This is a genomic window from Streptomyces thermodiastaticus (assembly GCF_014656135.1).
GTDB lineage: Bacteria > Actinomycetota > Actinomycetes > Streptomycetales > Streptomycetaceae > Streptomyces > Streptomyces thermodiastaticus.
The window spans coordinates 164,753-189,047 of the sequence record NZ_BNBV01000009.1 but is presented as its reverse complement, the minus strand read 5'-3'; the positions used below and the strand labels follow the sequence as shown (position 1 = coordinate 189,047).

General features: G+C 72.3%; 24 protein-coding genes and 2 pseudogenes. 9 read left to right on the top strand and 17 right to left on the bottom strand.

Translation table 11 applies throughout. From position 1 onward, the window contains the following. Positions 1-17: 17 nt before the first annotated feature. Positions 18-266, top strand: a pseudogene (locus tag IE286_RS11865) (carboxyl transferase domain-containing protein); the annotation flags it as partial. 262 nt (positions 267-528) lie between these two features. On the opposite strand, the gene IE286_RS11860 reads toward IE286_RS11865, so the two are convergent. Further along, positions 529-951, bottom strand: coding sequence for an alpha/beta fold hydrolase (locus tag IE286_RS11860; RefSeq protein WP_189796620.1), 423 nt, complete (start codon positions 949-951; stop codon positions 529-531). A 14-nt stretch (positions 952-965) separates the two neighbouring features. Between IE286_RS11860 and IE286_RS27890 the strand changes: the two are divergent. Continuing rightward, positions 966-1,355, top strand: a pseudogene (locus tag IE286_RS27890) (helix-turn-helix domain-containing protein); the annotation flags it as partial. Positions 1,356-1,560: 205 nt separating this feature from the next. Here the strand turns inward: IE286_RS27890 and IE286_RS11850 are convergent. Both IE286_RS11850 and IE286_RS11845 read right to left on the bottom strand, forming a co-directional pair. Then, positions 1,561-2,892 (bottom strand): class I SAM-dependent RNA methyltransferase, encoded by a 1,332-nt coding sequence (locus tag IE286_RS11850; protein WP_189796619.1) that lies wholly within the window; start codon positions 2,890-2,892, stop codon positions 1,561-1,563. Positions 2,893-3,043: 151 nt separating this feature from the next. Continuing rightward, complete coding sequence (locus tag IE286_RS11845; RefSeq protein WP_189796618.1) at positions 3,044-5,095, bottom strand: APC family permease; 2,052 nt, start codon at positions 5,093-5,095, stop codon at positions 3,044-3,046. Positions 5,096-5,550: 455 nt separating this feature from the next. On the opposite strand from IE286_RS11845, the gene IE286_RS11840 reads away from it, so the two are divergent. Both IE286_RS11840 and IE286_RS11835 read left to right on the top strand, forming a co-directional pair. Continuing rightward, positions 5,551-6,222: a potassium channel family protein gene (locus IE286_RS11840; RefSeq protein ID WP_189796617.1), complete on the top strand. Its 672-nt coding sequence runs from the start codon at positions 5,551-5,553 to the stop codon at positions 6,220-6,222. Then, positions 6,222-6,902: a potassium channel family protein gene (locus IE286_RS11835; RefSeq protein ID WP_189796616.1), complete on the top strand. Its 681-nt coding sequence runs from the start codon at positions 6,222-6,224 to the stop codon at positions 6,900-6,902. Before IE286_RS11840 ends, IE286_RS11835 begins: the two co-directional genes overlap by 1 nt. 142 nt (positions 6,903-7,044) lie before the next feature. Here IE286_RS11835 and IE286_RS11830 read toward each other — a convergent pair whose 3' ends face one another. The 6 genes from IE286_RS11830 to IE286_RS11805 form a co-directional block, all read right to left on the bottom strand. Beyond that, positions 7,045-7,800: a DUF3159 domain-containing protein gene (locus tag IE286_RS11830; RefSeq protein WP_189796615.1), complete on the bottom strand. Its 756-nt coding sequence runs from the start codon at positions 7,798-7,800 to the stop codon at positions 7,045-7,047. A gap of 3 nt (positions 7,801-7,803) precedes the next feature. Next, positions 7,804-8,202 (bottom strand): OB-fold nucleic acid binding domain-containing protein, encoded by a 399-nt coding sequence (locus tag IE286_RS11825; RefSeq protein ID WP_189796614.1) that lies wholly within the window; start codon positions 8,200-8,202, stop codon positions 7,804-7,806. A 127-nt stretch (positions 8,203-8,329) separates the two neighbouring features. Continuing rightward, positions 8,330-9,022, bottom strand: a complete 693-nt coding sequence (locus IE286_RS11820; protein WP_189796613.1) for an ABC transporter ATP-binding protein — start codon at positions 9,020-9,022, stop codon at positions 8,330-8,332. 272 nt (positions 9,023-9,294) lie between these two features. After that, positions 9,295-10,053 (bottom strand): DUF3710 domain-containing protein, encoded by a 759-nt coding sequence (locus IE286_RS11815; RefSeq protein ID WP_189796612.1) that lies wholly within the window; start codon positions 10,051-10,053, stop codon positions 9,295-9,297. 1 nt (position 10,054) lies between these two features. Further along, positions 10,055-10,618, bottom strand: a complete 564-nt coding sequence (dut, locus tag IE286_RS11810) for a dUTP diphosphatase (protein ID WP_189796611.1) — start codon at positions 10,616-10,618, stop codon at positions 10,055-10,057. Next, on the bottom strand, positions 10,615-11,199 hold the full coding sequence (locus IE286_RS11805) for a PaaI family thioesterase (protein WP_189796610.1): 585 nt from the start codon (positions 11,197-11,199) through the stop codon (positions 10,615-10,617). The genes dut and IE286_RS11805 overlap by 4 nt, the downstream gene beginning before the upstream one ends. Positions 11,200-11,257: 58 nt before the next feature. Here IE286_RS11805 and IE286_RS11800 point away from each other — a divergent pair, with 58 nt between their 5' ends. Continuing rightward, complete coding sequence (locus IE286_RS11800) at positions 11,258-11,734, top strand: DUF3093 domain-containing protein (RefSeq protein ID WP_189796609.1); 477 nt, start codon at positions 11,258-11,260, stop codon at positions 11,732-11,734. A 157-nt stretch (positions 11,735-11,891) separates the two neighbouring features. Here IE286_RS11800 and IE286_RS11795 read toward each other — a convergent pair whose 3' ends face one another. The 4 genes from IE286_RS11795 to IE286_RS11780 all read right to left on the bottom strand — a co-directional run bounded on the left by IE286_RS11795 (position 11,892) and on the right by IE286_RS11780 (position 15,471). After that, positions 11,892-12,869 carry a hypothetical protein gene (locus tag IE286_RS11795; RefSeq protein ID WP_189796608.1) on the bottom strand — a complete coding sequence of 326 codons (978 nt, stop codon included), beginning with the start codon at positions 12,867-12,869 and terminating at the stop codon, positions 11,892-11,894. Positions 12,870-12,882: 13 nt separating this feature from the next. Continuing rightward, positions 12,883-13,179: a DUF4193 domain-containing protein gene (locus tag IE286_RS11790; RefSeq protein WP_125499104.1), complete on the bottom strand. Its 297-nt coding sequence runs from the start codon at positions 13,177-13,179 to the stop codon at positions 12,883-12,885. 399 nt (positions 13,180-13,578) lie between these two features. Further along, the gene (locus tag IE286_RS11785) at positions 13,579-14,811 is read right to left on the bottom strand and encodes a sensor histidine kinase (protein ID WP_189796607.1); all 1,233 of its coding nucleotides are present in this window, start codon (positions 14,809-14,811) and stop codon (positions 13,579-13,581) included. Positions 14,812-14,817: 6 nt separating this feature from the next. Further along, positions 14,818-15,471 carry a response regulator transcription factor gene (locus IE286_RS11780; protein ID WP_189796606.1) on the bottom strand — a complete coding sequence of 218 codons (654 nt, stop codon included), beginning with the start codon at positions 15,469-15,471 and terminating at the stop codon, positions 14,818-14,820. A gap of 444 nt (positions 15,472-15,915) precedes the next feature. On the opposite strand from IE286_RS11780, the gene IE286_RS11775 reads away from it, so the two are divergent. After that, the gene (locus IE286_RS11775; protein WP_189796605.1) at positions 15,916-16,089 is read left to right on the top strand and encodes a hypothetical protein; all 174 of its coding nucleotides are present in this window, start codon (positions 15,916-15,918) and stop codon (positions 16,087-16,089) included. 87 nt (positions 16,090-16,176) lie between these two features. Here the strand turns inward: IE286_RS11775 and IE286_RS11770 are convergent, their stop codons facing one another. Together IE286_RS11770 and IE286_RS11765 are read right to left on the bottom strand one after the other, a co-directional pair. Further along, positions 16,177-16,983, bottom strand: coding sequence for an inositol monophosphatase family protein (locus tag IE286_RS11770; protein ID WP_189796604.1), 807 nt, complete (start codon positions 16,981-16,983; stop codon positions 16,177-16,179). An 8-nt stretch (positions 16,984-16,991) separates the two neighbouring features. Next, positions 16,992-18,119 carry a ferrochelatase gene (locus IE286_RS11765; protein WP_189796603.1) on the bottom strand — a complete coding sequence of 376 codons (1,128 nt, stop codon included), beginning with the start codon at positions 18,117-18,119 and terminating at the stop codon, positions 16,992-16,994. Positions 18,120-18,243: 124 nt separating this feature from the next. On the opposite strand from IE286_RS11765, the gene IE286_RS11760 reads away from it, so the two are divergent. Next, positions 18,244-19,482 (top strand): MFS transporter, encoded by a 1,239-nt coding sequence (locus IE286_RS11760; RefSeq protein WP_189796602.1) that lies wholly within the window; start codon positions 18,244-18,246, stop codon positions 19,480-19,482. Further along, positions 19,442-20,761, top strand: a complete 1,320-nt coding sequence (locus IE286_RS11755) for a D-arabinono-1,4-lactone oxidase (RefSeq protein ID WP_189796601.1) — start codon at positions 19,442-19,444, stop codon at positions 20,759-20,761. Before IE286_RS11760 ends, IE286_RS11755 begins: the two co-directional genes overlap by 41 nt. On the opposite strand, the gene IE286_RS11750 is transcribed toward IE286_RS11755, so the two are convergent. Continuing rightward, positions 20,685-21,590: a hypothetical protein gene (locus IE286_RS11750; RefSeq protein WP_229862359.1), complete on the bottom strand. Its 906-nt coding sequence runs from the start codon at positions 21,588-21,590 to the stop codon at positions 20,685-20,687. The genes IE286_RS11755 and IE286_RS11750 overlap by 77 nt on opposite strands. A gap of 581 nt (positions 21,591-22,171) precedes the next feature. Between IE286_RS11750 and sepH the strand changes: the two genes are divergently transcribed. After that, positions 22,172-23,188: a septation protein SepH gene (gene sepH, locus IE286_RS11745; protein WP_189796600.1), complete on the top strand. Its 1,017-nt coding sequence runs from the start codon at positions 22,172-22,174 to the stop codon at positions 23,186-23,188. 83 nt (positions 23,189-23,271) lie between these two features. On the opposite strand, the gene IE286_RS11740 is transcribed toward sepH, so the two are convergent. Beyond that, positions 23,272-24,114, bottom strand: a complete 843-nt coding sequence (locus tag IE286_RS11740) for a sulfurtransferase (RefSeq protein ID WP_189796599.1) — start codon at positions 24,112-24,114, stop codon at positions 23,272-23,274. Between the last annotated feature and the right edge of the window lie 181 nt (positions 24,115-24,295).

The window sequence follows — 24,295 nt, the reverse complement described above, 5'->3', positions numbered from 1 at the left end:
CGTACGACCCCGAGGCGGTGGAGCGCCAGCACGCCGAGAGAAGGCTCACCGCCAGGGACCGTATCGACGCCCTGCTCGCCTCCGCTTCGTTCGCATGGTTCGGCACGCCGGCCCCGCACCGCAGCCACAAATTCGGCATGGAGCGCGAGCGGCCGTACGGCGACGGTGTGATCACAGGCCACGGAACCATCGACGGACGGCAGGTGTGGCTGTTCGCCCAGGACTTCACCGTCTTCGGCGGCAGCCTCGGCGAGGTGAACGGCGAGAGGAGGGCACGAAGTCCCCGGAGCGGGCGTCGACACCGCCGGCCCGCAGGTGGTGCAGGAAGTCCTCCGGCTCCTCGGGCACCAGTGACAGTGTGTCGACCGCGGTGTTGCGGACCAGAGGGGGCGCTGGTGGCGAAGGCGGTGCGGTGCCCCGGCCGACGGGGGGTCGATGACGCCGATGCGCTCGGCAGCACCGTATGCGACGAGGGCGTCGAAGGCCGCCGCTCCGGTGATGCCGCCGCCCACGACGGCAGGTGCCCGCTCATGCCGCCGCCGGTCCTTCCCCGTCGAGGACGAACTCCCGGACGCCGCGCACGAACTCGTCGGGCTTCTCCATCGGTACGGCGTGGCCCCGGGCGATCTCCGTGTAGCTGCTGCCCGCGATGTTCTCGTGCAGGTGGCGGGAGTGGTACAGGGGCACGAGGCTGTCGTGGGTGAGCGCCACCACCAGCGTGGGGGCGCTGATCTTCGGCAGCAGACCGCGAATGTCGCCGTCGGGGATCGTCGACCGGCCGCAGCCGGCGTAGTCGGGGGGGATGACCAGCCGGTCGGTGGCGAGGTCCCCGACGATGTGTCCGAAGGTCGACCGGGAGTCGCTGCTGGTGCCGTGCAGCAGCATCAGACCGCGTCCGCTGCCCGCGGTGGTGCAGGAGACGGAGGTACCGGCGACGGAAACCGCGTTCATGGAAGGTCCTCTTGGTGTTGGTGCAAGGGGGTGGGCCGCGCGCGGACGTGCTCCGGTCACCATCGGCTCCGCCCACCGATGGCATACGACCTCGCCGCAGGCCGACCTTCACTGACCCCGGGAAAGCGCCTCAACCGCGAACCGAGGTTTCTGGCCAGCCTTCTGGTCAGCCTGTGGGCGGCCGGGCCGGCGGGGGAACGGCCACCGGAAGCGCCACGGAAGACGCATGGCCTGTCAGCGCCTTGGTCCGCGCCATCGCCGGCCTCACCGTCGTCGACACCGGTGGCTTCCGCCGGGCCACGGAGTCCTTGAACCTGTCCCAGCCGACGGTCAGCCGGCATGTTCGGTGGCTGGAGTCGCTGACCGGAGCGCCGATCTTCCTGTCGACCGAGCAGCCGCTCGGGCTGAGTCTTGTGGGTGAGGAACGTGCGTCGCCTGCCCTCGGCGCCCCATCGATGCTCGCCGCCTCGACAGGGCCTGAGCTGCCCGACGAGGCGCCTGACACCCCGTCAGAACGAGCGTCAAATGAGCTTCACGAGCGTCATCTCAGCGTCAGGACATCGCCCGTAACGCCCGCACCGCACGTCATGCGCACAGGGAAACCGCAGGTCAGGAGCCCTTCCCGGCCGGCTCCAGGATCGCCACGCACTCCACGTGCTGTGTCATCGGGAACAGGTCGAACGCCCGCAGGGTGCGGACCCGGTAGCCGCCCTCGCGGAAGTAGGCCAGGTCGCGGGCCAGGGCGGCCGGGTCGCAGGCGACGTAGGCGATGCGGCGGGCGCCCAGGGTGGTCAGGTGGGCCACGGTGGAGCGGCCGGCGCCGGAGCGGGGCGGGTCGAGGACGATGAGGTCGGCCTCGGTGATGCCGGTGCGCGGCAGGACGGAGGCGACCTTGCCGTGTTCGATGCGGACGCGGGGGAATCCGGCGAGGTTGTGGCGGGCGTCCGCCACCGCGCGCTTGCCGGACTCGATGCCGAGGACGGCGCCCTTGTCGCCGACCCGGTCGGCGAGGGCGCCGGCGAAGAGGCCCACGCCGCAGTACAGGTCCAGGGCCATGTCGCCCTTGCGGGGCAGCAGGCCCTGCATGACGGCGGTGACCAGGGTGTCGGCGGCCTTGGGGTGGACCTGCCAGAAGCCGCCGCCTGAGACGCGGTAGGTGCGGCCGTCGGCGCGTTCGCGGACGAAGGGGCGCCCGTGGACGCGGTGGACGCCGCCGGTGTTCTCGTCGACCCGGAGCACGGAGACCGGGCGGTCGAGTTCCACCAGGGGCAGGCGGGCGCCCGGGCGGGGGGTGAGGACGACCTGGCGGTCCTGGGAGCCGGTGGCGGCGATGGCCTCCACGGACTGCATGCCGGTCCAGTCGCGCCGCTCGATGCCCAGTTCGCTCACGCCCTCGGCGGCGATCAGGCAGTCGTCGACCGCTTCGACCTCGTGGGAGCGGTGGCGGCGCAGGCCCGCCTTGCCGGTGGCCGGGTCGACGGCGTACTGCACGCGGGTGCGCCACCGCGGGACCTGGCCGACGGGCAGCTTGTCGCCCTCGGCCGGCATCACGGTGCCGTCCCAGCCGGCCTCCTCGGGGGTGAGGCCGACGAGTCGCTTCAGCTGCTCGGCGATCACTTCGGCCTTGAGGCGGCGCTGGGCGCCGGGTTTGACGTGCTGCCAGTCGCAGCCGCCGCAGCGGCCGGGGCCGGCGTAGGGGCAGGGTGCCTCGATGCGGTCCTTGGACGCCTGGAGGATCTCCACGGCGTCGGCACGCAGGAAGCGGGCGCCCTCCTCGCCCTCCGTGACGCGTGCCACGACCCGTTCGCCGGGCAGGGCGTGCCGGACGAACAGCACCTGGCCGCCGTCGGTGCGGGCGACGCAGTGGCCGCCGTGGGCGACGGGGCCGATCTCGACCTCGTACTCCTGGCCCACCAGCGACTTCTTGGGTTCTGCCTGCATGGTGAGCTGCTCCAGATCGAGACGGGGAAGAGAAGGGGACGGTCGGGGTCCGGATGGCCGGACGACAGCCCACCAGTCTACGGGGGTGTCGTGCGGCCTTACGCCACGAGGGCCGGGCGCCCGACCGCCCGGGGTCCGGATCGCCCGGGGGTCAGGACTTCGGTGCCGTGGGCTCCTTCGGGCGCACCTGGGCGGGGCCGCGTCGCACCGAGCCCGGCGCGTTCCATTCCTGGCGCCGGCGGGCCCGGTCGCCGGCCGCCGCGGAGGAGGCCAGCTGGTAGGGCACCGAGGTGACCATGACGCCGGGGGTGAACAGCAGGCGGCCCTTGAGGCGCAGCGCGCTCTGGTTGTGCAGCAGGTGCTCGTACCAGTGGCCGACGACGTACTCGGGGATGATCACCGAGACGACGTCGCGCGGGGACTGGCTGCGCAGGCTCTTGACGTATTCGATGACCGGGCGGGTCACCTCGCGGTACGGCGAGTCGAGGACCTTCAGCGGCACGTCGATCCCGCGCCGTTCCCACTCCTCGCGCAGCGCTCTGGTCTCCGCCGGGTCGACGCTGACGGTGACCGCCTCCAGGGTGTCGGAGCGCATCAGCTTGGCGTAGGTCAGGGCGCGCAGGGTGGGGCGGTGGATCTTGGAGACCAGGACGACGGAGTGGACGCGGGAGGGGCGGACGGTGTCCTCGCTCGGGCCCTCCGGGGCGGCGATCTCCTCGGAGACGCGGTCGTAGTGCCGCCGGATCGCGGTCATCGTCGCGAAGAAGATGCACATGCCCAGCAGGGCCACCCAGGCGCCGTGGGTGAACTTGGTGAGCAGCACGACGACCAGCACCAGGCCGGTCAGGCAGGCGCCGAAGGCGTTGATGGCCCGCGAGCGGATCATGTGGCGCCGGGCGGCCTGGTCCCGTTCCGTGGCCAGGTGGCGGTTCCAGTGCCGGACCATGCCGATCTGGCTGAGGGTGAACGACACGAACACGCCGACGATGTACAGCTGGATCAGCCGGGTGGAGTCGGCGCCGTAGACCACGGTCAGCAGGGTCGCGGCGCCCGCCAGCAGCACGATGCCGTTGGAGAAGGCGAGGCGGTCGCCGCGGGTGTGCAGCTGGCGGGGCAGATAGCGGTCCTGGGCGAGGATCGAGCCCAGCAGCGGGAAGCCGTTGTAGGCGGTGTTCGCGGCGAGGAACAGCACCAGGGCGGTGGCCGCGGCGAGGACGACGAACAGGACGCTGCCCTTGCCGAAGACGGCCTCGGCGACCTGGGAGATCACCGGGTTCTGCACATAGTCCGGGCCCAGCGGGACTCCGCCGCGCAGCAGGTCGGTGGCCGGGTTCTCGGCCATGCGGACCTTGGTCACCGTGGCCAGCACGATGATGCCGCAGAACATGGTCACGGCCAGCAGGCCCATGAGGGCGAGGGTGGTCGCCGCGTTCTTCGACTTCGGTTTGCGGAAGGCCGGGACACCGTTGGAGATCGCCTCGACGCCGGTGAGCGCAGCGCACCCGGAGGAGAAGGCGCGCAGCAGCAGGAAGATCAGCGCGAGGCCGGCGAGTCCCTGGTGCTCGGCCTTGATGTGGTAGCCGGCCGTGGGCGCCCGCATCGTCTCCCCGAGGACCAGGCCCCGGAACGCGCCCCAGAGGATCATCAGGCACACACCGGCGACGAACACGTACGTCGGGATCGCGAACAGCGTGCCCGACTCCTTCACGCCGCGCAGGTTCATCAAGGTCAGCAGCACGATCACCAGCACCGCGCACAGCACCTTGTGTTCGACCACGAACGGGATAGCGGAGCCGAGGTTCTCGATGCCGGAGGAGATCGACACGGCGACGGTCATGACGTAGTCGACCAGCAGTGCGCTGGCCACGGTCAGCCCGGCCTTGGCGCCGAGGTTGGTCGTCGCGACCTCGTAGTCGCCGCCGCCGCTCGGGTAGGCGTGCACGTTCTGGCGGTAGGAGGCCACCACCGTGAACATCAGCACGACCACCGCGAGGGCGATCCAGGGACTGAAGTGGTACGCCGACACGCCCGCGACGGACAGCACCAGCAGGACCTCTCCGGGCGCGTACGCCACGGAGGACAGCGGGTCGGAGGCGAAGACGGGGAGTGCGATGCGCTTCGGCAGCAGGGTTTCCCCCAGCCGGTCGCTGCGCAGTGCGCGCCCGATCAGAATCCGTTTGGGCACGTCGGTCAGTTTGGACACAACAGAGCATCGTAGGCCTTCGCACTGAGGGCCGCCCACCTGCCGTACGAGATCTGTCTCACGGGTGGATCCGCGTCCCGCGGGTGCCGCGGATTTTGCGGGTGCGCCGGTGGCCGTGGCCGGCCGGCCCGCTCCCGCCGGGCGCCGTCCGGCCATCTGTGTCCGCTGTCCGCGTCGGCCGGCCTGCCGAGGGGGTCTGGTGCCCCGGTCACGGTACCGTCCGGCGGCGGCGTCGTGCCGGCCGGCCGCGGGGTGCGGACCCTGTGCGGCGTGCGCGGGACCACGGGGAGCGGGCCCGGCCCGACGGGCGGACGGCCGCCCGCACCCGGGCGGGGGACGGTGCGGACGGGATACGGCAGGGGGGTGCCTGGCCCGGACGGGGCATGTGTAGCTTGTCCCTCTGTCTGAGACCCTGATGGGGCTGAGCAGTAGCTGTTGACATCGGAAGGACGGTCGTGCACATCGTCATCATGGGCTGTGGGAGAGTGGGGTCCGCTCTCGCCCAGACCCTGGAGCAACAGGGGCACACGGTCGCCGTGATCGACCGGGACCCCACCGCCTTCCGCCGTCTGGGCCCCGGTTTCGGCGGCCGCCGGGTCACCGGGATCGGCTTCGACCGGGACACCCTGCGCGAGGCGGGCATCGAGGAGGCGGGTGCGTTCGCGGCCGTCTCCAGCGGAGACAACTCCAACATCATCTCCGCCCGGGTGGCGCGGGAGATGTTCGGCGTGGAGAACGTCGCGGCCCGGATCTACGACCCGCGCCGTGCCGAGGTCTACCAGCGCCTGGGCATCCCGACCGTGGCCACGGTCCGGTGGACGGCCGACCAGATGCTGCGCCGGCTGCTGCCGTCGGGTGCGGAGCCGCTGTGGCGCGACCCCACCGGCGGGGTCCAGCTCGCCGAGGTGCACACCTCGCCGAAGTGGATCGGTCACAAGATCAGCAGGCTGCAGGAGGAGACGGGCGTCCGGGTGGCGTTCCTGACCCGCCTGGGCGAGGCGATCCTGCCGACTTCGCAGACGGTGCTGCAGGAGGGCGACCTCGTGCACGTGATGATGCGGACGGACGACGTGGAGAAGGTCGAAGCGGCGTTCGCCGAGGGCCCCGAAGAGGAGAGCGGTCGCTGATGAGGGTCGCCATTGCCGGTGCCGGAGCGGTCGGCCGTTCGATCGCCGGTGAGCTGCTGGAGAACGGCCACGAGGTCCTTCTCATCGACAAGGCGCCGACCGCGATCTCGGTCGAGCGTGTTCCGCAGGCCGAGTGGCTGCTGGCCGACGCCTGCGAGATCACCTCGCTGGACGAGGCGGCCCTGCAGCGCTGCAACGTCGTCATCGCGGCGACGGGCGACGACAAGGTGAACCTGGTCGTCTCCCTGCTGGCGAAGACGGAGTACGCCGTGCCGCGGGTCGTGGCCCGGGTGAACAACCCGAAGAACGAGTGGCTGTTCAACGAGGCGTGGGGCGTGGACGTCGCGGTGTCCACGCCGCGGCTGATGTCGGCCCTGGTGGAGGAGGCGGTCAGCGTCGGTGACCTGGTGCGTCTGCTGCGCTTCAGCCACGGTGACGCCAACCTGGTGGAGCTGACCCTGCCGGAGGAGTCGGCGCTGGCCGGCACCCGGGTCGGGGACGTGTCGTGGCCCGACGACACCTCGCTGGTCACCATCATCCGGGGCACCCGGGTGCTCACGCCGTCCCGGGAGGACTCCCTGGAGGCGGGCGACGAGCTGCTGTTCGTGGCCGCCCAGGCCCGGGAGCACCAGCTGGCGGAGCTGCTGTCGGTGCGCCGCGAGGACGACAGCAGGCGCTGAGCGGCTGCCTGCCGTCGCGGCGCGGGGAGCGCAGCACCCTGCCGGCCGTCGCCGGGTGCTGTCCGGCCCCTTCGCGGATCTACGTCCTGGGCGGCCCGCCTCGCGGAGTCACTCCCCGGGCGGCTGGCGGGCACCCGTCGGGTCAGGCCTCGCGGCGGTGGCGGCCCGGTGTCCTGTCCGCCGCGTCGGCCGCGGCCGCCTTCTCCCGCTCGGCCTGCTCCTGCGCCTCCATCTCCGCGAAGACGTCGATGGGCGCGGGCGCCTTCGCCAGGAACACCCAGGTCAGCCAGACCGCCAGCAGGAACGGCGGGATCTTCAGCGCGACCAGGACCCAGCCGAGCTGTGTGGTGTCCGCCCACCAGTACAGCGGGAAGAGGATCGCGCACTTGCCGAGCAGGATCAGGCCCCAGGCCCAGCTGGCCTTGGCGTAGGCCTTCTTGCGGCCCGGGTTGCGGGTGCGCCAGGAGAGGTTCTCCTTGAACACCGGGCCCAGGATCAGCCCGATCAGCGGGACCCCCGCGAGCGTGGTGACGATGTAGGCGAGGCCCAGCCCGAGGGTGTAGAGCATGCCCGGCAGGTAGAAGTCCTTGGCGTTGCCGGTCATCATCGCGAAGATCACGCCGAAGGCCACACCGAAGACGCCGCTGAAGGCGTGCTTGACGGTGTCCCGCATGACCAGCCGGACCGCGACCAGCACCAGGGCGACCGCCAGGGCGGCGATCGCCGACCAGTGCAGGTTCTTGTTGATCGTGAAGATGGTGACGAACAGCAGGCCGGGCAGCACCGTCTCGACCATGCCCCGCACCCCGCCGAACGCCTCGAGAAGCGCGGCCTCCGTCACCGCCCTGGCCCCGTCGTCGGCGGTCGTCTCTTCGGTCGGCTTGTCGAGTGACGTCACGGGCTACTCCCGTCCGAGGGGTCGCAGTTCGTATTTCGGGTTGAACAGCACCCGGCGGCCCCGGCTCATCGAGATCCGGCCCGATGCGATCAGCTTGCGCCCCGGTTCTATCCCGACGATGGAGCGCCTGCCGAGCCACACCACGTCCAGTTCGGCCGTGCCGTCGAACAGTTCGGCCTCCAGGGCGGGGACTCCGGCACGCGGCCGCAGGGTGACCGTGCGCAAGGTACCAGTTACCGTGACGATCTGCCGATCCTGGCAGTCACCGATCCGCGTGCAACCGGTGAGCGCGGCGTCCTCGCGCAGCTCCTCGGACTCCAGGTCCTCCTGTGAGGAGGAGAGCCGGTCGAGCATGCGCCTCAGACGTCCCGCCGGCTTGCCGGAACGAGGGACAGCACTCATATCTGCAGCGTACCCGTGGCCACCGACGGTGACGTAACCGCGCTCGCGGATCGGGCCGGCGTTCCGGTCCCCCGTCCCGGTCGCGTCCCGTCTCGCACGCGTCCGCAGGCTCACGGCGGGCGGCCCGTCAGTGTTCGACGATCTCGCCGTCGCGCAGTTCCAGGACCCGGTCGGCGAGATCCAGCAAGGTCACGTCGTGCGTGGCGACCAGTGCGGTCACCTGCCGGCTGTGGACGACGGCGCGCAGCAGCTCCATCACGGCCAGGCCGGTCTCCGCGTCCAGCTGGCCGGTCGGCTCGTCGGCGATCAGCAGCGCCGGGTCGTTGGCGAGGGCGCGGGCGATGGCGACGCGCTGCTGCTGGCCGCCGGACAGCTCGCCGGGGCGCTGCCGGGCGTGAGCGGCGAGGCCCACCAGGGACAGCAGCAGCTCCACGCGTTCCTCGCGCTCCCGCGGGTCGGCGCGGCGCAGCCGCAGCGGCACGCCGACGTTCTCCGCGGCCGTGAGGACGGGGATGAGCCCGAAGGACTGGAAGACGAACCCGATGCGGTCCCGGCGCAGCGCGAGCAGGTCGTCCTCGCCGAGGTCCGACAGATCCCTGCCGTCCACGTGGACGCGGCCCCGGTCCGGCTCGTCGACGCCGCCGACGATGTTGAGCAGCGTGGTCTTGCCCGATCCGGAGCGGCCCTTGAGGGCGACCAGCTGGCCGCGCGGCACCTCGAAGGACACCCCGCGCAGGGCGTGCACGGCGGCGGCGCCCTGTCCGTAGGACTTGTGGACGTCCTCCACGCGCACCATCGTGTCGGTCGCGATCCGGCTCATGGGCCCCTCCCCGCTGCACTCCCCCGTGGACTGTGCGCCAGTATCACGACCGCCCCGGTCCGCTTCAATTCCCCGTCGCCGCGATTCCCTGTTCGCCTCGATGTCCCGTCGCCCGGGACCTCCCGGCCGGGTCGTGACGCGAACATGCCCGCGCAACGGAAGAGGCCGCTCCCCATGGGCGGGTGCGGCCCCTCGGCTGCCTGCCGCGACCGCCTCGGCAGTGCCTTGCTTGGTTCCAGCGGACCTCTGGCGTTCCGGCGGACCTTCGGCGTTCAGCGGACCTCGGTGATCTCCGGGCCTCGCTGCAGCTGGCCCAGGCCGCCGGCGAACCGGGACTGGCCCTCCTGCTGCATGCCCTCGGGCACCATCTGGGCGTCGTTGGGCAGCTTGAGGACGATCGGGTCGCGGGGCGCCATCGGGCCGCTGCCGCGGACCACGACCGTGTCCCGGAAGATCTGCTCCAGCAGCCCGGCCGCCTGCGGCTGCACCGCGCCCCGCCCGGAGATCACGCCGCGCAGGAACCAGCGGGGGCCGTCCACGCCGACGAAGCGCACGACCTGGAAGCCGCCGGTGCCGTCCGGCAGCTGCACCGGGACCTGGGCGCGCAGCTCCCAGCCCAGCGGGCCCTCCACCTGGTCCACGATGCCGCCCTGCTGGGTGACACCGGCCGCGATCTCCTCGCGGACCTCGCCCCAGATGCCCTCGTGCTTGGGTGCGGCGAAGGCCTGCAGCTGAATCGCGCTGTCGCCCAGGACGACGGTGGCGGCGACGATCGCGTCGCCCGCGACCTCCACCCGCAGTTCCATGCCGTCGACGCCCGGTACGAACAGACCCCCCAGGTCGACCCGGCCCTCGCCCGGCTCGCGCACCTCGGACACGTCCCAGGGCCCGTCGGGCCGGGGACCGGGCGCGAGCCTGATCCGCTCGCGCTCCTCCTCGTCGTCCGCCTCGGTGTCGACGCTGTCGACGACCTGCTCGGCCTCGCCGGCCGCGTTCTCGGCGGCACCCTTCTTCTTGCGACGTCCGAACACGTCACTGTCCTTCCCGGTCGGATACGACCGAAGCGTATCGATACCCACCCGTCGTGCCGCTGTCGGCGGCACGACCGTCCGTGCCGCTCCCGCCGTCCACCGCGGCGTGGCCCCCGGTGGACCCGAAGCCCCCCTCGGCCCGCGCCGAGCCGGGAAGTTCCGCCACCTGCCGGAAGCGGACCCTCTCGACCTGCTGGACGACCAGTTGGGCGATCCGGTCGAAGCGCTCGAACCGCACGGATGCGCGCGGGTCGAGATTCACCACGATCACCTTGATCTCTCCACGGTACCCGGCATCGATCGTCCCCGGGGCATTCACCAGGGCGACACCGCACCGGGCGGCGAGCCCGGACCGCGGGTGTACGAAGGCCGCATACCCCTCTGGGAGCGCGACAGACACGCCCGTGGGCAGAACGGCCCGCTCTCCGGAGCCCAGCTCGCAGGCGACGGTGGTGCGCAGGTCGGCGCCCGCGTCGCCGGGGTGTGCGTACTCGGGGAGCGGCACGTCGGGGTCGATGCGCCGGATCAGCACCTCGAGGGGTTCGCGGCCGGCGGACGTGCTCACGGGTTCACCTCGAAGGCACGGACGCGGCGGATCTGGTCCGGGTCCTCCATGGCGGCCTGGATCTCCTCCGTGCGGCCGTGCTCGACGAAGTGGTCGACCTTGACCTCGATGAACAGGGCGTCCGCGCGGACGGCCACCGGACCGTCGGGGCCGCCTATCCGGCCGGTGGCCGTGGAGTAGATCTTCCGGCCGGCCACGGCCTTCACCTCGGCCTCCAGATACAGGGTCGTACCCACCGGCACGGGCTGCAGGAAGTCCGTCTCCAGCCGTCCGGTGACGGCGATGGTCCGCAGCAGCCAGTTCAGCGAGCCCAGGGTCTCGTCGAGCGCCGTGGCGAGGACACCGCCGTGGGCGAGTCCGGGGGCGCCCTGGTGGGCGGGCTGCACGGTGAACTCGGCGGTGATGCTCACGCCTTCCCCGGCCCGCGCTTGCAGATGCAGGCCGTGCGGCTGGTCGTCACCGCACCCGAAGCATGCGCCGTAGTGCGCGCCGAGCAGTTCGCCGGGCGCGGGCGCGTCGGGGTGCCGCACCGGCGCGACGGCGTCGGCAGGGGGCTGAAGGCGTGCGGAACTACCACTCACAGGCGCAGACCTTACCCGCGCCGCGGGGATGTGCGGGCGCCCGTGCCAAGCTAGCTGTATGCAGCTTCCCGCCCAGCCGTACGAAGAACGGCTCACCGTGCCCCGCTCCTGGTGGCTCATCAGCTTCCTGATCGGTGTCTCGTGCGCACTGATCCTGCTGCCCTTCGGGGTTTTGCCGATGCTCGGCGGCCTGGTGGGCGGCACCGCGGTCGCGGCCGTCGTGGCCAGTTCCTACGGCTCGGTGCGGATCCGGGTCGTGGGCGGCTTCCTGGTCGCGGGCGAGGCGAAGGTGCCGGTCACGGCGCTGGGCCGGGCGGAGGTCCTGGACCCGGAGGAGGCACGGGCCTGGCGCACCTACAAGGCGGACACCCGCGCCTTCATGCTGCTGCGGGCTTATGTCCCCACGGCGCTGCGCGTGGAGGTGACCGACCCGGAGGACCCGACGCCGTATCTGTATCTGTCGACGCGGGATCCGCAGGGGCTGCGGGAGGCGCTCGCGGCGGCGCGCACGGCGGCGGCCTCCGAGGCGGCGTGACGGCGCTCCGAGGGCGCGAGAGCACCCGCGGACCGTACCCGGGGGACGGCGCCCGGGTGCGTGCGGGGTGTGTGACCGAGCGGTGCGGGCCGAGCCCGGATCGCTGAGGTGCGGGCCGTGCCCCGGGATCACTGCCGTGCGGCGCGGTGCCGGCCGGTCAGCGTTCGCGGGGGCCGTCGTCGCGGGGGCCGTCGTCGGTGTCCGTCTTCGGCAGCGGCAGCGGCTCGTCGGGATTCTCGAGGGCGGGCAGCCCGGACAGCTGGTCCCAGGGCACCTGGATCTTGCGCAGGTCCTCGCGGACGCGTGCGGCGAGCTTCTTGGTGTCGCGCCGGTTGACGGCGGCGCCGACGGCGGCGCCCACCAGGAACGGCATCAGGTGCGGCAGGTCCCGCAGCATGCGCTTCATGATCTGCTGGCGCAGCCGGCGTTTCAGCTGTCCGCCGAGGGCGGTGTCGAGCGTCGACGGCTTGAGCACGTCGATGCCGCGCTCTCCGGACCAGGCGGACAGATACGCGGCGGTACGGGCCGTCCGGCGGCCCCGGGGCCGTACGCCGTAGACCTCGTGCAGCTCGGCGATCAGCTTCAGCTCGATGGCCGCGACGCCGGTGATCTCGGCGGCGAGTTCGGCCGGCATCGCGGGCGGCACGGGCAGCATCGCGGCGGCGCCGACACCCGCTCCGACCGTGGCCGTACCGGCGACCGCGCCCGCGACCAGCTTGTCCGCGAGTTCCTCCGGTCCGAGGCCGGGGAACTGCCGGCGGAGCGTGGCGAGATCCCGCACGGGGATCCTCGGCGCGATGTCGATGATCCGGTCGGTGAGGTGGCCGAGGGCGGCCCTGGCCTGGCTACCGGTGCGGTGGACGCCGCCGCGGGTGGCCTGTGCGGCGCGGCTGCGGATCGCCGCCGCCCGGCGCCGGGCCGCGGACGCGGGCCGCACCGCCGAGGCGGCCGCTTCACCGCCTTCGGGCAGCTGGTCGAGCGGGGCCGGTCCCGGTGCTGCTGTCGCATCCGTCCTGTCGGACGGCCGGGACGGGCCCCGCTTGCGGTCACGCGCGCCGTGAGAGCCGTCGAGCGACTCCGGGTCCGCTCCCCTGCGCGGGAAGCGGCGCTTCCAAGGAGGGGTCGAGCCGGTCACGGCCGACCCTGCCTCAGTCGCAGTCGCGGCAGATCGGCTGGCCGTTCTTCTCCCGGGCCAGCTGACTGCGGTGGTGCACCAGGAAGCAGCTCATGCAGGTGAACTCGTCCTGCTGCTTGGGCAGCACCCGGACGGCCAGTTCCTCGTTGGACAGGTCGGCGCCGGGCAGTTCCAGGCCCTCAGCGGCTTCGAACTCGTCGACGTCCACCGAGGAGGCCGCCTTGTCGTTGCGGCGGGCCTTCAGCTCTTCAAGGCTGTCCGAGTCGACGTCGTCGTCGGTCTTGCGTGGAGTGTCGTAATCGGTTGCCATGTCGCTCTCCCCCTCTGGGTGTCTGCGGTATCTCCAGCGCACGTAACGCGTGAGAGGCCGGACTTGTGCCCGACCCGAGGCGGAGATTTTGCCTCACATCAAGGTCTGTTACTCAATCGACACCCAACCCGACTCCTCAAGAGTGATCGGCTCGGATGGCGACGGGGACCGTACACGGATCGAACGCCGCACTTCAAAGCGGCCTGCCCGTGTACTTCCCGTGATCTCGACCCTTGAAAACCCGGACTTCCGAGACTTTTCCGGCCTCTTTCGGTGACGCAGAGTATACGGCTGGAAATCTGCGCATGTGATTGATCACACAGGATCGGCTCGCGACACGCCGTGCGAAATTCCGCGTACAGCGAACATTCCGTCGTATCGATCACGGCCGGTGCGGGGTCACAGGGGCAGGGTGACGCGCATCACCAGCCCACCGCCCTCGCGCGGCTGGGCCGAGATGTGCCCGCCGTGCGCCCGGGCCACCGAGCGCACGATGGACAGGCCCAGGCCGACGCCCTTGTCGCTGCCCGTGCGCTCGGTGCGCAGCCGCCGGAACGGCTCGAAGAGGTTGTCGATCTCGTACGCCGGCACCACCGGCCCGGTGTTGGTGACCACCAGAACCGCCTGGCCGTGCTGGACGTCCGTCGTGACCTCCACCCAGCCGTCCTCGGGCACGTTGTAGCGCACCGCGTTCTGCACCAGGTTCAGCGCGATCCGCTCCAGCAGCACGCCGTTGCCCTGGACGACGGCGGGCTTGCGCGTGCCGCGGATCGTGACGCCCTTGGCCTCCGCCTCCGCGTGCACCTGGTCGATGGCCTGTCCGGCGACCTCGGCCAGGTCGACGGGCTTGCGCTCGACGATCTGGTTCTCGCTGCGGGCGAGCAGCAGCAGGCCCTCGACGAGCTGCTCGCTGCGCTCGTTGGTGGCCAGCAGCGTCTTGCCGAGCTGCTGCAGCTCCACCGGCGCATTCGGATCGGACAGGTGCACCTCCAGCAGCGTCCGGTTGATCGCCAGCGGGGTGCGCAGCTCGTGCGAGGCGTTGCCGACGAAGCGCTGCTGGGCGGTGAAGGCGCGCTGCAGCCGCTCCAGCATCTCGTCGAAGGTGTCGGCCAGCTCCTTCAGCTCGTCGTCCGGCCCGTCCAGCTCGATCCGCCGGGACAGGTCGGATCCGGCCACCGCGCGGGCGGTGCGGGTGATCCGGCCCAGCGGCGACAGCACCCGGCCGGCCATCGCGTAGCCGAAAGCGAAGGCGATCACGGCCAGGCCGAGCAGGGCCAGCAGCGAACGGCTCAGCAGGTCGTCCAGGGCGTGCTGGCGCTGCTGGTTCACACAGGCGTTCATGGCGCTGTTGAACTCACTGGGCGACGCCTGGTCCGGCAGGTTGCAGATGGTGCTGGTGACCTTGCCCTCGACGATCTTGAAGGGCAGGTCGCTGCCGGCGTTCAGCGCCTGCGCGGCCAGCAGATAGATGATCGACAGCAGCACGATGCCCGCGATCAGGAACATGCCGCCGTACAGCAGGGTCAGCCGTATCCGGATGGTCGGCCGCAGCCACGGGAAGGGCGGCTCCGGACGGCGTGGATCCCAGGTGGGCTTCGGGGGCGCCTGAGGCGGCGCGGGAGAGGCGGTCACAGGGCATCAGATCCGGTAGCCGGAGCCGGGCACGGTCACGATCACCGGGGGTTCGCCCAGCTTGCGGCGCAGGGTCATCACGGTGACGCGCACCACGTTGGTGAACGGATCCGTGTTCTCGTCCCACGCCTTCTCCAGCAGCTGCTCGGCGGAGACCACGGCGCCCTCGCTGCGCATGAGGACCTCCAGCACGGCGAACTCCTTCGGCGCCAGCTGCACCTCCCGGCCGTCGCGGAAGACCTCGCGGCGGTTGGGGTCGAGCTTGATCCCGGCGCGCTCCAGCACGGGCGGCAGCGGCACGCTGGTGCGCCGCCCCAGGGCCCGCACACGGGCGATCAGCTCGCTGAACGCGAACGGCTTGGGCAGATAGTCGTCGGCGCCTATCTCCAGTCCTTCGACACGGTCGCTGACGTCGCCGGAGGCCGTGAGCATCAGCACGCGGGTCGCGAGGCCGAGTTCGACGATCTTGCGGCAGACGTCGTCGCCGTGCACCAGCGGCAGGTCGCGGTCGAGAACGACCACGTCATAGTCGTTGACGCCGATGCGCTCCAGGGCGGCCGCACCGTCGTACACGACGTCGACGGCCATGGCCTCCCGGCGCAGTCCGGTGGCCACCGCATCGGCGAGCAGCTGCTCGTCCTCGACGACGAGTACGCGCACGTCGCATGTCCTTCCTGTGTCCGCCCGCGCGGCGCCCGGGCGCACGCGGGCAGGGGTCTGCTCGGGTGTGTGGCTTCCATCCTGCCCTTTTCGGCCGTAAGTCGGCAGTAAGAGCCAGGTGGCAGCCCTGCGGGCAGCGGGCGGAACCGGCCGGGCACGCCGCGGCCGACGGGGCGGCACGTCGGATGCCGAATTTTTGCCCGCGTCGGAGGTTTCCCCGCCGGGAACTGTGGGGAGGACGGGTGTTACACCCCGCGATCACGCTCTGCATGTGCCGCACGACCTTGCGGTACCCCGCGACCGGCTCCGCAGAGCGGGCGTGGTGTCCGGCACCGTCGCCACCCGGCCAGGGCAGCGGCTGGGCACCTACCGGAGACGTGATCGTCCCTTCCGAAGGGCACACCCCCGTGCCACCGACCCACGACCAAGGACGAGGGGCGCAGCATGGACGCTTTCACCGCAGGACTTCTGCAGCGCATAAGGGCGACCGAGTCCGATCTGACGCGGGCCAGGGCCGAAGGCGACGACTTCCTCGTCGAGGCGCAGCTGGGCGAGCTCGACGACCTCCGCCGCCTCGCCGCCGAGCACGGTGTGGAGGTCGGTGCCTCCACCGTCTGACCCGGCGCGTGCGCACGACCCCGGCAGCGGCCGCTGCCGGGGTCGTGTGCGTCCGGGAGACGTGCGGGGGGCCGGGGGGCCGTCACCTCATGCCCCGAAGTCCTCCAGGAGCCGCTGGAGCGGTGCGAAGACGCCGGGGGTGGCCGCGATCAGCAGGTCGCCCGAGACCGGCCTGCCGGACAGCCCGCCGGTGCGGGCGCCGGCCTCGCGGGCGATCAGGTCGCCCGCGGTGCAGTCCCAGGGGTGCAGGCCGCGCTCGTAGTAGCCGTCGAGACGGCCCGCTGCCACGTCGCACAGCTCGATCGCGGCCGAGCCGCCACGCCGTATGTCGCGCACCAGCGGCAGCAGCCGGCGGGCGACCTCGGCCTGCTGCGTGCGCACCTCGGTCACGTAGTTGAACCCGGTGGCGATCAGGGCCTGGTCCAGGGGGGCGGTGGGACGGCAGGTCAGCTTGCGCTCGCCGGCCCAGGCACCGGTGGCCCAGGCGCCGCGCCCGCGCACCGCGTGGAAGACCTCGCCGCGCATCGGGGCGGCCACGACACCGACGACGGCCTCGCCGTCCTGCTCGGCGGCGATGGACACGGCCCAGGTGGGCAGGCCGTAGAGGTAGTTCACCGTGCCGTCGAGCGGATCGATGACCCAGCGGATGCCGCTGGCGCCCTCGGTGGAGGAGCCTTCCTCGCCGAGGAAGCCGTCGTCGGGGCGGCGCTCGGCGATCAGGTCGGTGATCGCCTTCTCGGCGGCGAGGTCCATCTCGGTGACGACGTCGACCGGGCTGGACTTGGTGGCGGCCACCGCGAGGTCGGCGGGACGGCCGTCGCGGAGCAGGTCACCGGCCCGGCGGGCGGCCTGCAGGGCGAGCTGGAGCAGTTCGGTGTGCAGAGCGTCGGTCACGGGATTCCTCAGGCGTAGGGGCTGTCGGCGCCCGCGGCGGCGGGACGGGGGCTGCGGGCCGGGCAGCAGCCGGCCGGGCAGACGTGGTGGCTCGCGCCCAGGGCACCCAGGGCGCACGGCGTGACCTGCTCGCCGCGTTCGACGGCGGCGCGCTCCACGATCAGGTCGCGGATCGCGGCGGCGAACCGGGGGTCGTCGCCGACGGTGGCCGAGCGGCGCACCGGCAGGCCCAGCTCCTCGGCCTTGGCCTTGGCCTCGGTGTCGAGGTCGTAGAGGACCTCCATGTGGTCGGAGACGAAGCCGATGGGCGCCATGACCACCGCGGGGGCGCCGGCGGCGTGCCGCTCCTGGAGGTGGTCGCAGATGTCGGGCTCCAGCCAGGGGATGTGCGGGGCGCCGGAACGGGACTGGTAGACGAGCTGCCAGGGGTGCTCGACGCCGGTGCGCTCCCGGACCGCGTCGGCGATGAGCCGTGCGACATCCAGGTGCTGGCGGACGTAGGCGCCGCCGTCGCCGTGCTGCTCGACGGGACCGGAGGTGTCGGCGGCCGAGGTCGGGATGGAGTGGGTGGTGAAGGCGATGTGCGCGCCGTCGCGGACGTCGGCCGGCAGGTCCTCCAGGGCGGCGATCACGCCGTCGATCATGGGCTCGACGAAGCCGGGGTGGTTGAAGTAGTGGCGGAGCTTGTCGATCCGCGGCAGCTCCAGCCCCTCCGCGTCGAGCGCGGCGAGGGCGTCGGCGAGGTTCTCCCGGTACTGCCGGCAGCCCGAGTAGGAGGCGTAGGCGCTGGTGGCCAGGACCAGGATGCGGCGCCGGCCGTCGCGGACCATCTCCCGCAGGGTGTCGGTGAGATACGGGGCCCAGTTGCGGTTGCCCCAGTAGACCGGCAGGTTCAGACCGTGTTCGGCGAAGTCCTTGCGCAGGGCGTCCAGCAGGGAGCGGTTCTGGGCGTTGATCGGGCTGACCCCGCCGAACAGGAAGTAGTGCTGTCCGACCTCCTTCAGGCGTTCCTTCGGGATGCCGCGCCCGCGCGTCACGTTCTCCAGGAACGGGACCACGTCGTCGGGCCCCTCCGGGCCGCCGAAGGAGAGCAGGAGCAGGGCGTCGTACGGGGAGACATCGAGCGCGTCTGGCATGTCTCGATCCTGCCACCCTGCTGCGCGAGGCGAGAGACCGACCCGCCTCGGGCGTGCGTGGGGGCACGGCAGCCCGTAAGCTGTATCGGCCCTGTTGGCGCCTTACCGGATTCTCGGAGAGCCTGTGCCCACCCCCTACCGCGCGCTGTTCGCCGCCCCCGGCTCCAAGGGCTTCTCCGCCGCGGGGTTCCTCGGCCGGATGCCGCTGTCGATGATGGGCATCGGCGTGGTCACGATGATCTCCCAGCTCACCGGGCGGTACGGGCTGGCGGGCGCGCTGTCGGCGACCATCGCGCTGGCCGCGGCCGCGCTGGGCCCGCAGATATCCCGGCTGGTCGACCAGTACGGGCAGCGCCGGGTGCTGCGCCCGGCCACCCTGGTCGCCCTGACCGCCGCGGCGGGCCTGCTGCTGACCGCGTACTTCCGCGGGCCGGACTGGGCGCTGTTCGTGTGCGCCGCCGGGATCGGCTCGGTGCCCTCGCTGGGCGCGATGGTCCGGGCCCGCTGGGCGGCCCTGTACCGGGGCACCCCGCTGCTGCACACCGCCTACTCGTTCGAGTCGGTGGTGGACGAGGTGTGCTTCATCTTCGGGCCGATCGTCTCCATCGGACTGTCCACGGTCTGGTTCCCCGAGGCCGGTCCCCTGCTGGCCGCGTGCTTCCTGGCCGTCGGCGTGTTCTGGCTGACCGCGCAGCGGGCCACCGAGCCCGTGCCGCATCCGCGGCAGCGCCGCGGCGGCGGGTCGGCGCTGCGCTCGCGCGGGCTGCAGGTCCTGGTGACGACGTTCGTGGCCACCGGCTCGATCTTCGGCGCGGTGGACGTGGTGACGGTGGCCTTCGCCGAGGAGCGCGGGCACAAGGGCGCCGCGAGCGTCGTGCTCGCCCTGTACGCCACGGGGTCGTGCACCGCGGGCATCCTCTTCGGGCTGCTGCGGCCGTCGGGGACGCCCGCGCGCCGCTGGCTCGTGGGCGTGTGTGCGATGGCCGTGAGTATGATCCCCCTCCTACTGGTCGGAAACCTGCCGTTTCTGGCCGTGGCGCTGTTCGTCGCGGGCCTGTCCGTCGCCCCCACCATGATCACGACGATGGCCCTCGTCGAGGAGCACGTACCACGCGCGTACCTGACCGAGGGCATGACCTGGGTGAGCACGGGACTCGCGGTCGGGGTGGCGCTCGGTTCGTCGGTGGCCGGGTCGGTGATCGACGCGGCCGGCGCGCGGGCCGGGTACGGGGTCCCGGCGGTGTCCGGGGCGGTCGCGGCCGTGGTCGGTTTCCTCGGGTACCGCCGGCTCAGCAGGCCGGCGCCGCGTCGGGGAGGCACCGTTGGGCAGCACAGCGAGCGGGAACAACGGCACATGGCGTAACTGGGGCGGGAACGTCGGCGCACGCCCCGCACGACAGGTCAGGCCGGCCTCGGTGGAGGAACTCGCCGACCAGGTGCGCCGGGCGGCCCAGGACGGACTGCGGGTGAAGGCGGTCGGCACGGGGCACTCCTTCACCTCGATCGCCGCCACGGACGGCGTGCTGATACGCCCCGATCTGCTGACCGGCATCCGCGGCATCGACCGCTCCGCCATGACCGTCACCGTGGCGGCGGGCACCCCGCTGAAGGTGCTCAACGCGGCCCTGGCGCGCGAGGGTTGGTCCCTGGCGAACATGGGCGACATCATGGAGCAGACGGTGTCCGGGGCGATCAGCACCGGCACCCACGGCACCGGCCGCGACTCCGGCTCGATCGCCGCCCAGGTCAAGGGTCTTGAGCTGGTCACCGCGGACGGCTCGGTGCTGACCTGCTCCGCGACCGAGAACCCGGACGTCTTCGCGGCGGCCCGGATCGGCCTGGGCGCGCTCGGCATCGTCACCGCGGTCACCTTCGCCGTGGAGCCGCTGTTCCTGCTCACCGCCCGCGAGGAGCCGATGCCGCTGGAGCGGGTGCTCGCCGAGTTCGACGAGCTGTGGGCGGAGAACGAGCACTTCGAGTTCTATTGGTTCCCGCACACCGGCAACACCAACACCAAGCGCAACAACCGCAGCGCCGGTCCGAGGAACCCGGTGGGCCGGTGGGCAGGCTTCTTCGAGGACGAGTTCCTGTCCAACGGCGTGTTCGAGGTGGCCAACCGGGTCGGCCGCGCGGTGCCCGCCACGGTCCCGGCGATCGCCCGGATCGCCAGCCGGGCGCTGTCCGCCCGCACCTACACCGACATTCCTTACAAGGTCTTCACCTCTCCGCGCCGGGTGCGGTTCGTGGAGATGGAGTACGCCGTCCCGCGCGCGGCCCTGCCGGAGGTGCTGCGCGAGCTGAAGGCGGTGGTCGACCGCTCCGGGCTGCGGGTGAGCTTCCCGGTGGAGGTGCGCACCGCGCCCGCGGACGACATCCCCCTGTCCACCGCCTGCGGCCGCGACAGCGCCTACGTCGCCGTCCACATGTTCCGCGGCACCCCCTACCACCGGTACTTCACCGCAGCGGAGCGCATCTTCACCGCGCACGAGGGCCGCCCGCACTGGGGGAAGATCCACACCAGAGACGCGGAGTACCTCTCCGGGGTGTATCCGCGGTTCGAGGAGTTCACCGCGCTGCGGGACCGCCTGGATCCTGAGCGCCGTTTCCAGAACGACTATCTGCGGAGGGTCCTGGGCTCGTAGCGGACGACGCCTCGGGCGACGGCGCCGTGGACTGCTCTCCGGTGCCGTCGCCGGAGCCGGTGCCGTCCGTGCCCTCGGTGCCGCCGCTCGCGGGCCCGTCGCCGGGGGCGGTCGTGGACGGGGCCGTCGTACCGCTGCTCCGCCCCGCGCCCGGAGTCGTGCCGGGCTCGGTGCCGCCGCCCGGGGTGGCCGTCCCGCCCGTGCCGGGCGCGGTCGTGCGGGTGTCCGACGGCCGCGGGGTGCCGTCCCCGGAGGGCGCCGGGGAGGTGTGGTGACCGGTCACGGCGTTGCCGACGGTCGTGCCGCGGCCGCCGCTGAAGCTGTCGCCGGAGACGAGTTCGTAGACGGTGATGCCGCCCATGGTGACGACGAAGACGAGCAGGGCCGCGACGGCCGGTCGTTTCCAGCCACGCCGGCGCGCCCGGTAGACGGTGCCCTGCGAGTATCCGCCCGGTATCGGCGCGGCCCCGTCCGCCGGGTCCCGCACGACGGTGGCCACGCGGGTGGGGGCGGCCGAGCGGCCTGTCGCGTCCCTGGGAGCGGGGGCGACGGCGGGCCGCGCGGAGGTCACGGTGCGCAGCTGCTCCCCGGTGCGGCGGAAGAAGTGCTGGAAGACCGGCCCGCCGCAGGTGGCGATCACACTGACGACACCGGCGCCCAGGATCGTGCCGTAGACGCCGAAGTACGAGGCCAGTTTGGCGGCCACGACCGCCGCCAGGGCACTGCCCGCGACCTGGGGCACGCTCAGATCGATGCGCCGCCTGGGCGCCTGCCGCTCCGTCTCCTGCCCCGTGCTCGGCGCCTCGCCGGTATCGGGCCTTGCGCGCATGACCGGATCGTTCCTGCCTCTCATCCATTCGGGTGACTGTCGGACGATAGCCGCCTTCCGGTCGAGATCACCTTTCGGGTGGGTTCTGCGCCTTCCGGCCACGAAGGTGATCTTCACGGCGTCGTCGTGATCTTCGGGACCTCTTCGCCCGACCGCGCAAGAAAGGGACGTACGGACGAAACCGTTGGTTCCATTTCTGGCGATTCCGTGAAGTACGCCACGTTCATGATCGAAGAAAGGGGTCAGGGACGGCCAAGTCCCACCCCTTGCCAGAAGTTGGGCGGCGTGCCAATCCACGCACGTGGCCCAAATGGAGTACTGTTGCGAACCCTGGGCCCGGTCTCCCGCCTGGGTGCACGGGCCTTGCTGGACCGCCGGGAGGGGATGGTTGCACAGGGTGACGACTGCGGTCACTGAGCGTGGTAAACAGGTAACCGTGCCATAACGGCGATCCAGGGCCCACGCCCGACACGCCGGGCAACTCGGCAAGGTTGTGGCAGGCTGCACCCGGGCAGGCCACACTCGACAGAGCGGAAGCAGCGACGCACGTGACGTCGGCAGGCACCACCCGGGAGGTCCCCATGCCCGAACTGCGTGTCGTGGCCGTCTCCAATGACGGCACACGACTGGTGCTGAAGGCTGCGGACTCGACGGAGTACACGCTTCCGATCGACGAACGGCTCCGCGCCGCCGTGCGCGGCGACCGGCCCCGCCTCGGCCAGATCGAGATCGAGGTCGAGAGCCATCTGCGTCCGCGCGACATCCAGGCGCGGATACGAGCAGGCGCGACCGCGGAGGAAGTCGCCCAGATGGCCGGCATCCCCGTGGATCGCGTACGCCGCTTCGAGGGACCCGTCCTCGCCGAGCGCGCCTTCATGGCCGAACGCGCCCGCAAGACCCCCGTCCGCCGCCCCGGCGAGAACTCCGGCCCGCTGCTCGGCGACGTCGTCCAGGAACGGCTGCTGATGCGCGGCGCCGAACGGGACACCGTCCAGTGGGACTCCTGGCGCCGCGACGACGGCACCTGGGAGGTGCTGCTCGTCTACCGCGTCGCGGGCGAGCCGCACTCGGCGAGCTGGACCTACGACCCGCCGCGCCGCCTGGTGCAGGCGGTGGACGAAGAGGCCCGCGCCCTGATCGGCGAGTCCGACGACCTCGGCTCGCTGGAACCGCCCTACCCGTTCGTGCCGCGCATCGCCCGGCTCCCGCGCGAACGCGCCTTCGACCGGGACCGGGACCGTACGACACTGCCCTCGCAGTCGCCCGAGTCCCCCGGGGAGGCCGCCGAGCGCGACTCGCTGACCAGCCTGCTGGAGGCGGTGCCGAGCTTCCGCGGCGACCTGGTGGTGCCCGACCGCGCGGACTCCTCCGAGGCCGCCGAGAAGGACGCCGTGGCGGAACCACCGGCTCCGGCCGCCTCCGCCGGCTCCGCCTACGCCGACGTCCTGATGCCCCGTTCGGTCGGCGGGCACCGCGAGCGGCTCATCGGGGCCACCGACCGCCAGGCCGAGGCCGACGGCGTCCGCCCCGGACGCCGCGCCGCCGTCCCGAGCTGGGACGAGATCGTCTTCGGCACCCGGCGCAAGAAGAAGGAGTAGTCGCGGGAAGCCTCAGGCAGCGCCTCCCCGCCGCCGCGGACACCGCACGGCCGGGAGGCTGCCGCTGGAAGGCCGCTGCTTCGCTACCGCGGATCAGGACCCACCGCCACCGGCCGGGACGGGTCCGCGGACCACTCCGACCAGGAACCGGCGTACAGGGCCGCCGGAATGCCCGCCACCGCGAGGGCCAGCACCTCGTGCGCGGCGGACACGCCCGAGCCGCAGTACACGCCCACCGGCGTGCCGTCGCCGGCGCCCAGCTTCCGGAACCGCTCCCGCAGTTCGGCCGCGGGCAGCAGCCGGCCGTCCGCGCCGGCGTTGTCGGTGGTGGGCGCGGAGACCGCCCCCGGGATGTGGCCGCCGACCCGGTCGATCGGCTCGACCTCACCCCGGTACCGCTCCCCCGCCCGCGCGTCCAGCAGCAGCCCCGACCGCGCCAGCTCCGCGGCCCCGTCGGCGTCCAGCAGCGGCAGCGCGCCCGGCGCCGGTGAGAAGTCGCCCTCGGCGGGCTCGGGCACCTCGGTCTCCAGCGGCCCGTCCCAGGCCGCCAGGCCGCCGTCCAGCACCCGCACATCAGGGTGCCCGGCCCAGCGCAGCAGCCACCACGCACGGGCCGCCGCCCAGCCCTGCCCGCCGTCGTAGGCGACGACCGGCCGGGATGCGGACACCCCGGCCCGGCGCATCGCGGCACCGAACTCGGCCGCGTCGGGCAGCGGATGCCGGCCGTTCACGCCCGGCGCCGAGGCCAGCTCCCGGTCCAGGTCGACGAAGACGGCTCCGGGGATGTGCCCGGACGCGTAGGCGGCCCGCCCGTCGAAGGGCGGCTGCCCCGGCACCGTGAGCTGCCAGCGCACATCGAGCAGCACCGGAGGATTCGGCCCCGCGAGCACGCTCGCGAGTTCGGATGCGGAGATGATGGCGTTCATGGCCCCATCCTGGCGCACGGGCCGGGGTGTGGGGTCGGGTCGGGCGGGTGCGTGTCCCGGTCCGCTGGGTGTCCGCTCGCCCTGCCCGGCCCGGCTGCTTGGCTCACGGCGGCTACGGCACCGGCGCGGCGGAGAGGGCTTCGGACACGGAGCCTGCCCATGCCGCCCGTCGGCCGGTGCT

Bases quoted from the DNA above. Each gene is read 5' to 3' on its own strand.
- sepH (WP_189796600.1), top strand. From the start codon at position 22,172: ATGCCCGAACTGCGTGTCGTGGCCGTCTCCAATGACGGCACACGACTG.
- IE286_RS11820 (WP_189796613.1), bottom strand. From the start codon at position 9,022: ATGAGCCGGATCGCGACCGACACGATGGTGCGCGTGGAGGACGTCCAC.
- IE286_RS11775 (WP_189796605.1), top strand. From the start codon at position 15,916: ATGGACGCTTTCACCGCAGGACTTCTGCAGCGCATAAGGGCGACCGAG.
- IE286_RS11800 (WP_189796609.1), top strand. From the start codon at position 11,258: ATGCAGCTTCCCGCCCAGCCGTACGAAGAACGGCTCACCGTGCCCCGC.
- IE286_RS11790 (WP_125499104.1), bottom strand. From the start codon at position 13,179: ATGGCAACCGATTACGACACTCCACGCAAGACCGACGACGACGTCGAC.
- IE286_RS11765 (WP_189796603.1), bottom strand. From the start codon at position 18,119: ATGCCAGACGCGCTCGATGTCTCCCCGTACGACGCCCTGCTCCTGCTC.
- IE286_RS11850 (WP_189796619.1), bottom strand. From the start codon at position 2,892: ATGCAGGCAGAACCCAAGAAGTCGCTGGTGGGCCAGGAGTACGAGGTC.
- IE286_RS11835 (WP_189796616.1), top strand. From the start codon at position 6,222: ATGAGGGTCGCCATTGCCGGTGCCGGAGCGGTCGGCCGTTCGATCGCC.
- IE286_RS11740 (WP_189796599.1), bottom strand. From the start codon at position 24,114: ATGAACGCCATCATCTCCGCATCCGAACTCGCGAGCGTGCTCGCGGGG.
- IE286_RS11750 (WP_229862359.1), bottom strand. From the start codon at position 21,590: ATGCGCGCAAGGCCCGATACCGGCGAGGCGCCGAGCACGGGGCAGGAG.
- IE286_RS11860 (WP_189796620.1), bottom strand. From the start codon at position 951: ATGAACGCGGTTTCCGTCGCCGGTACCTCCGTCTCCTGCACCACCGCG.
- IE286_RS11825 (WP_189796614.1), bottom strand. From the start codon at position 8,202: ATGAGTGCTGTCCCTCGTTCCGGCAAGCCGGCGGGACGTCTGAGGCGC.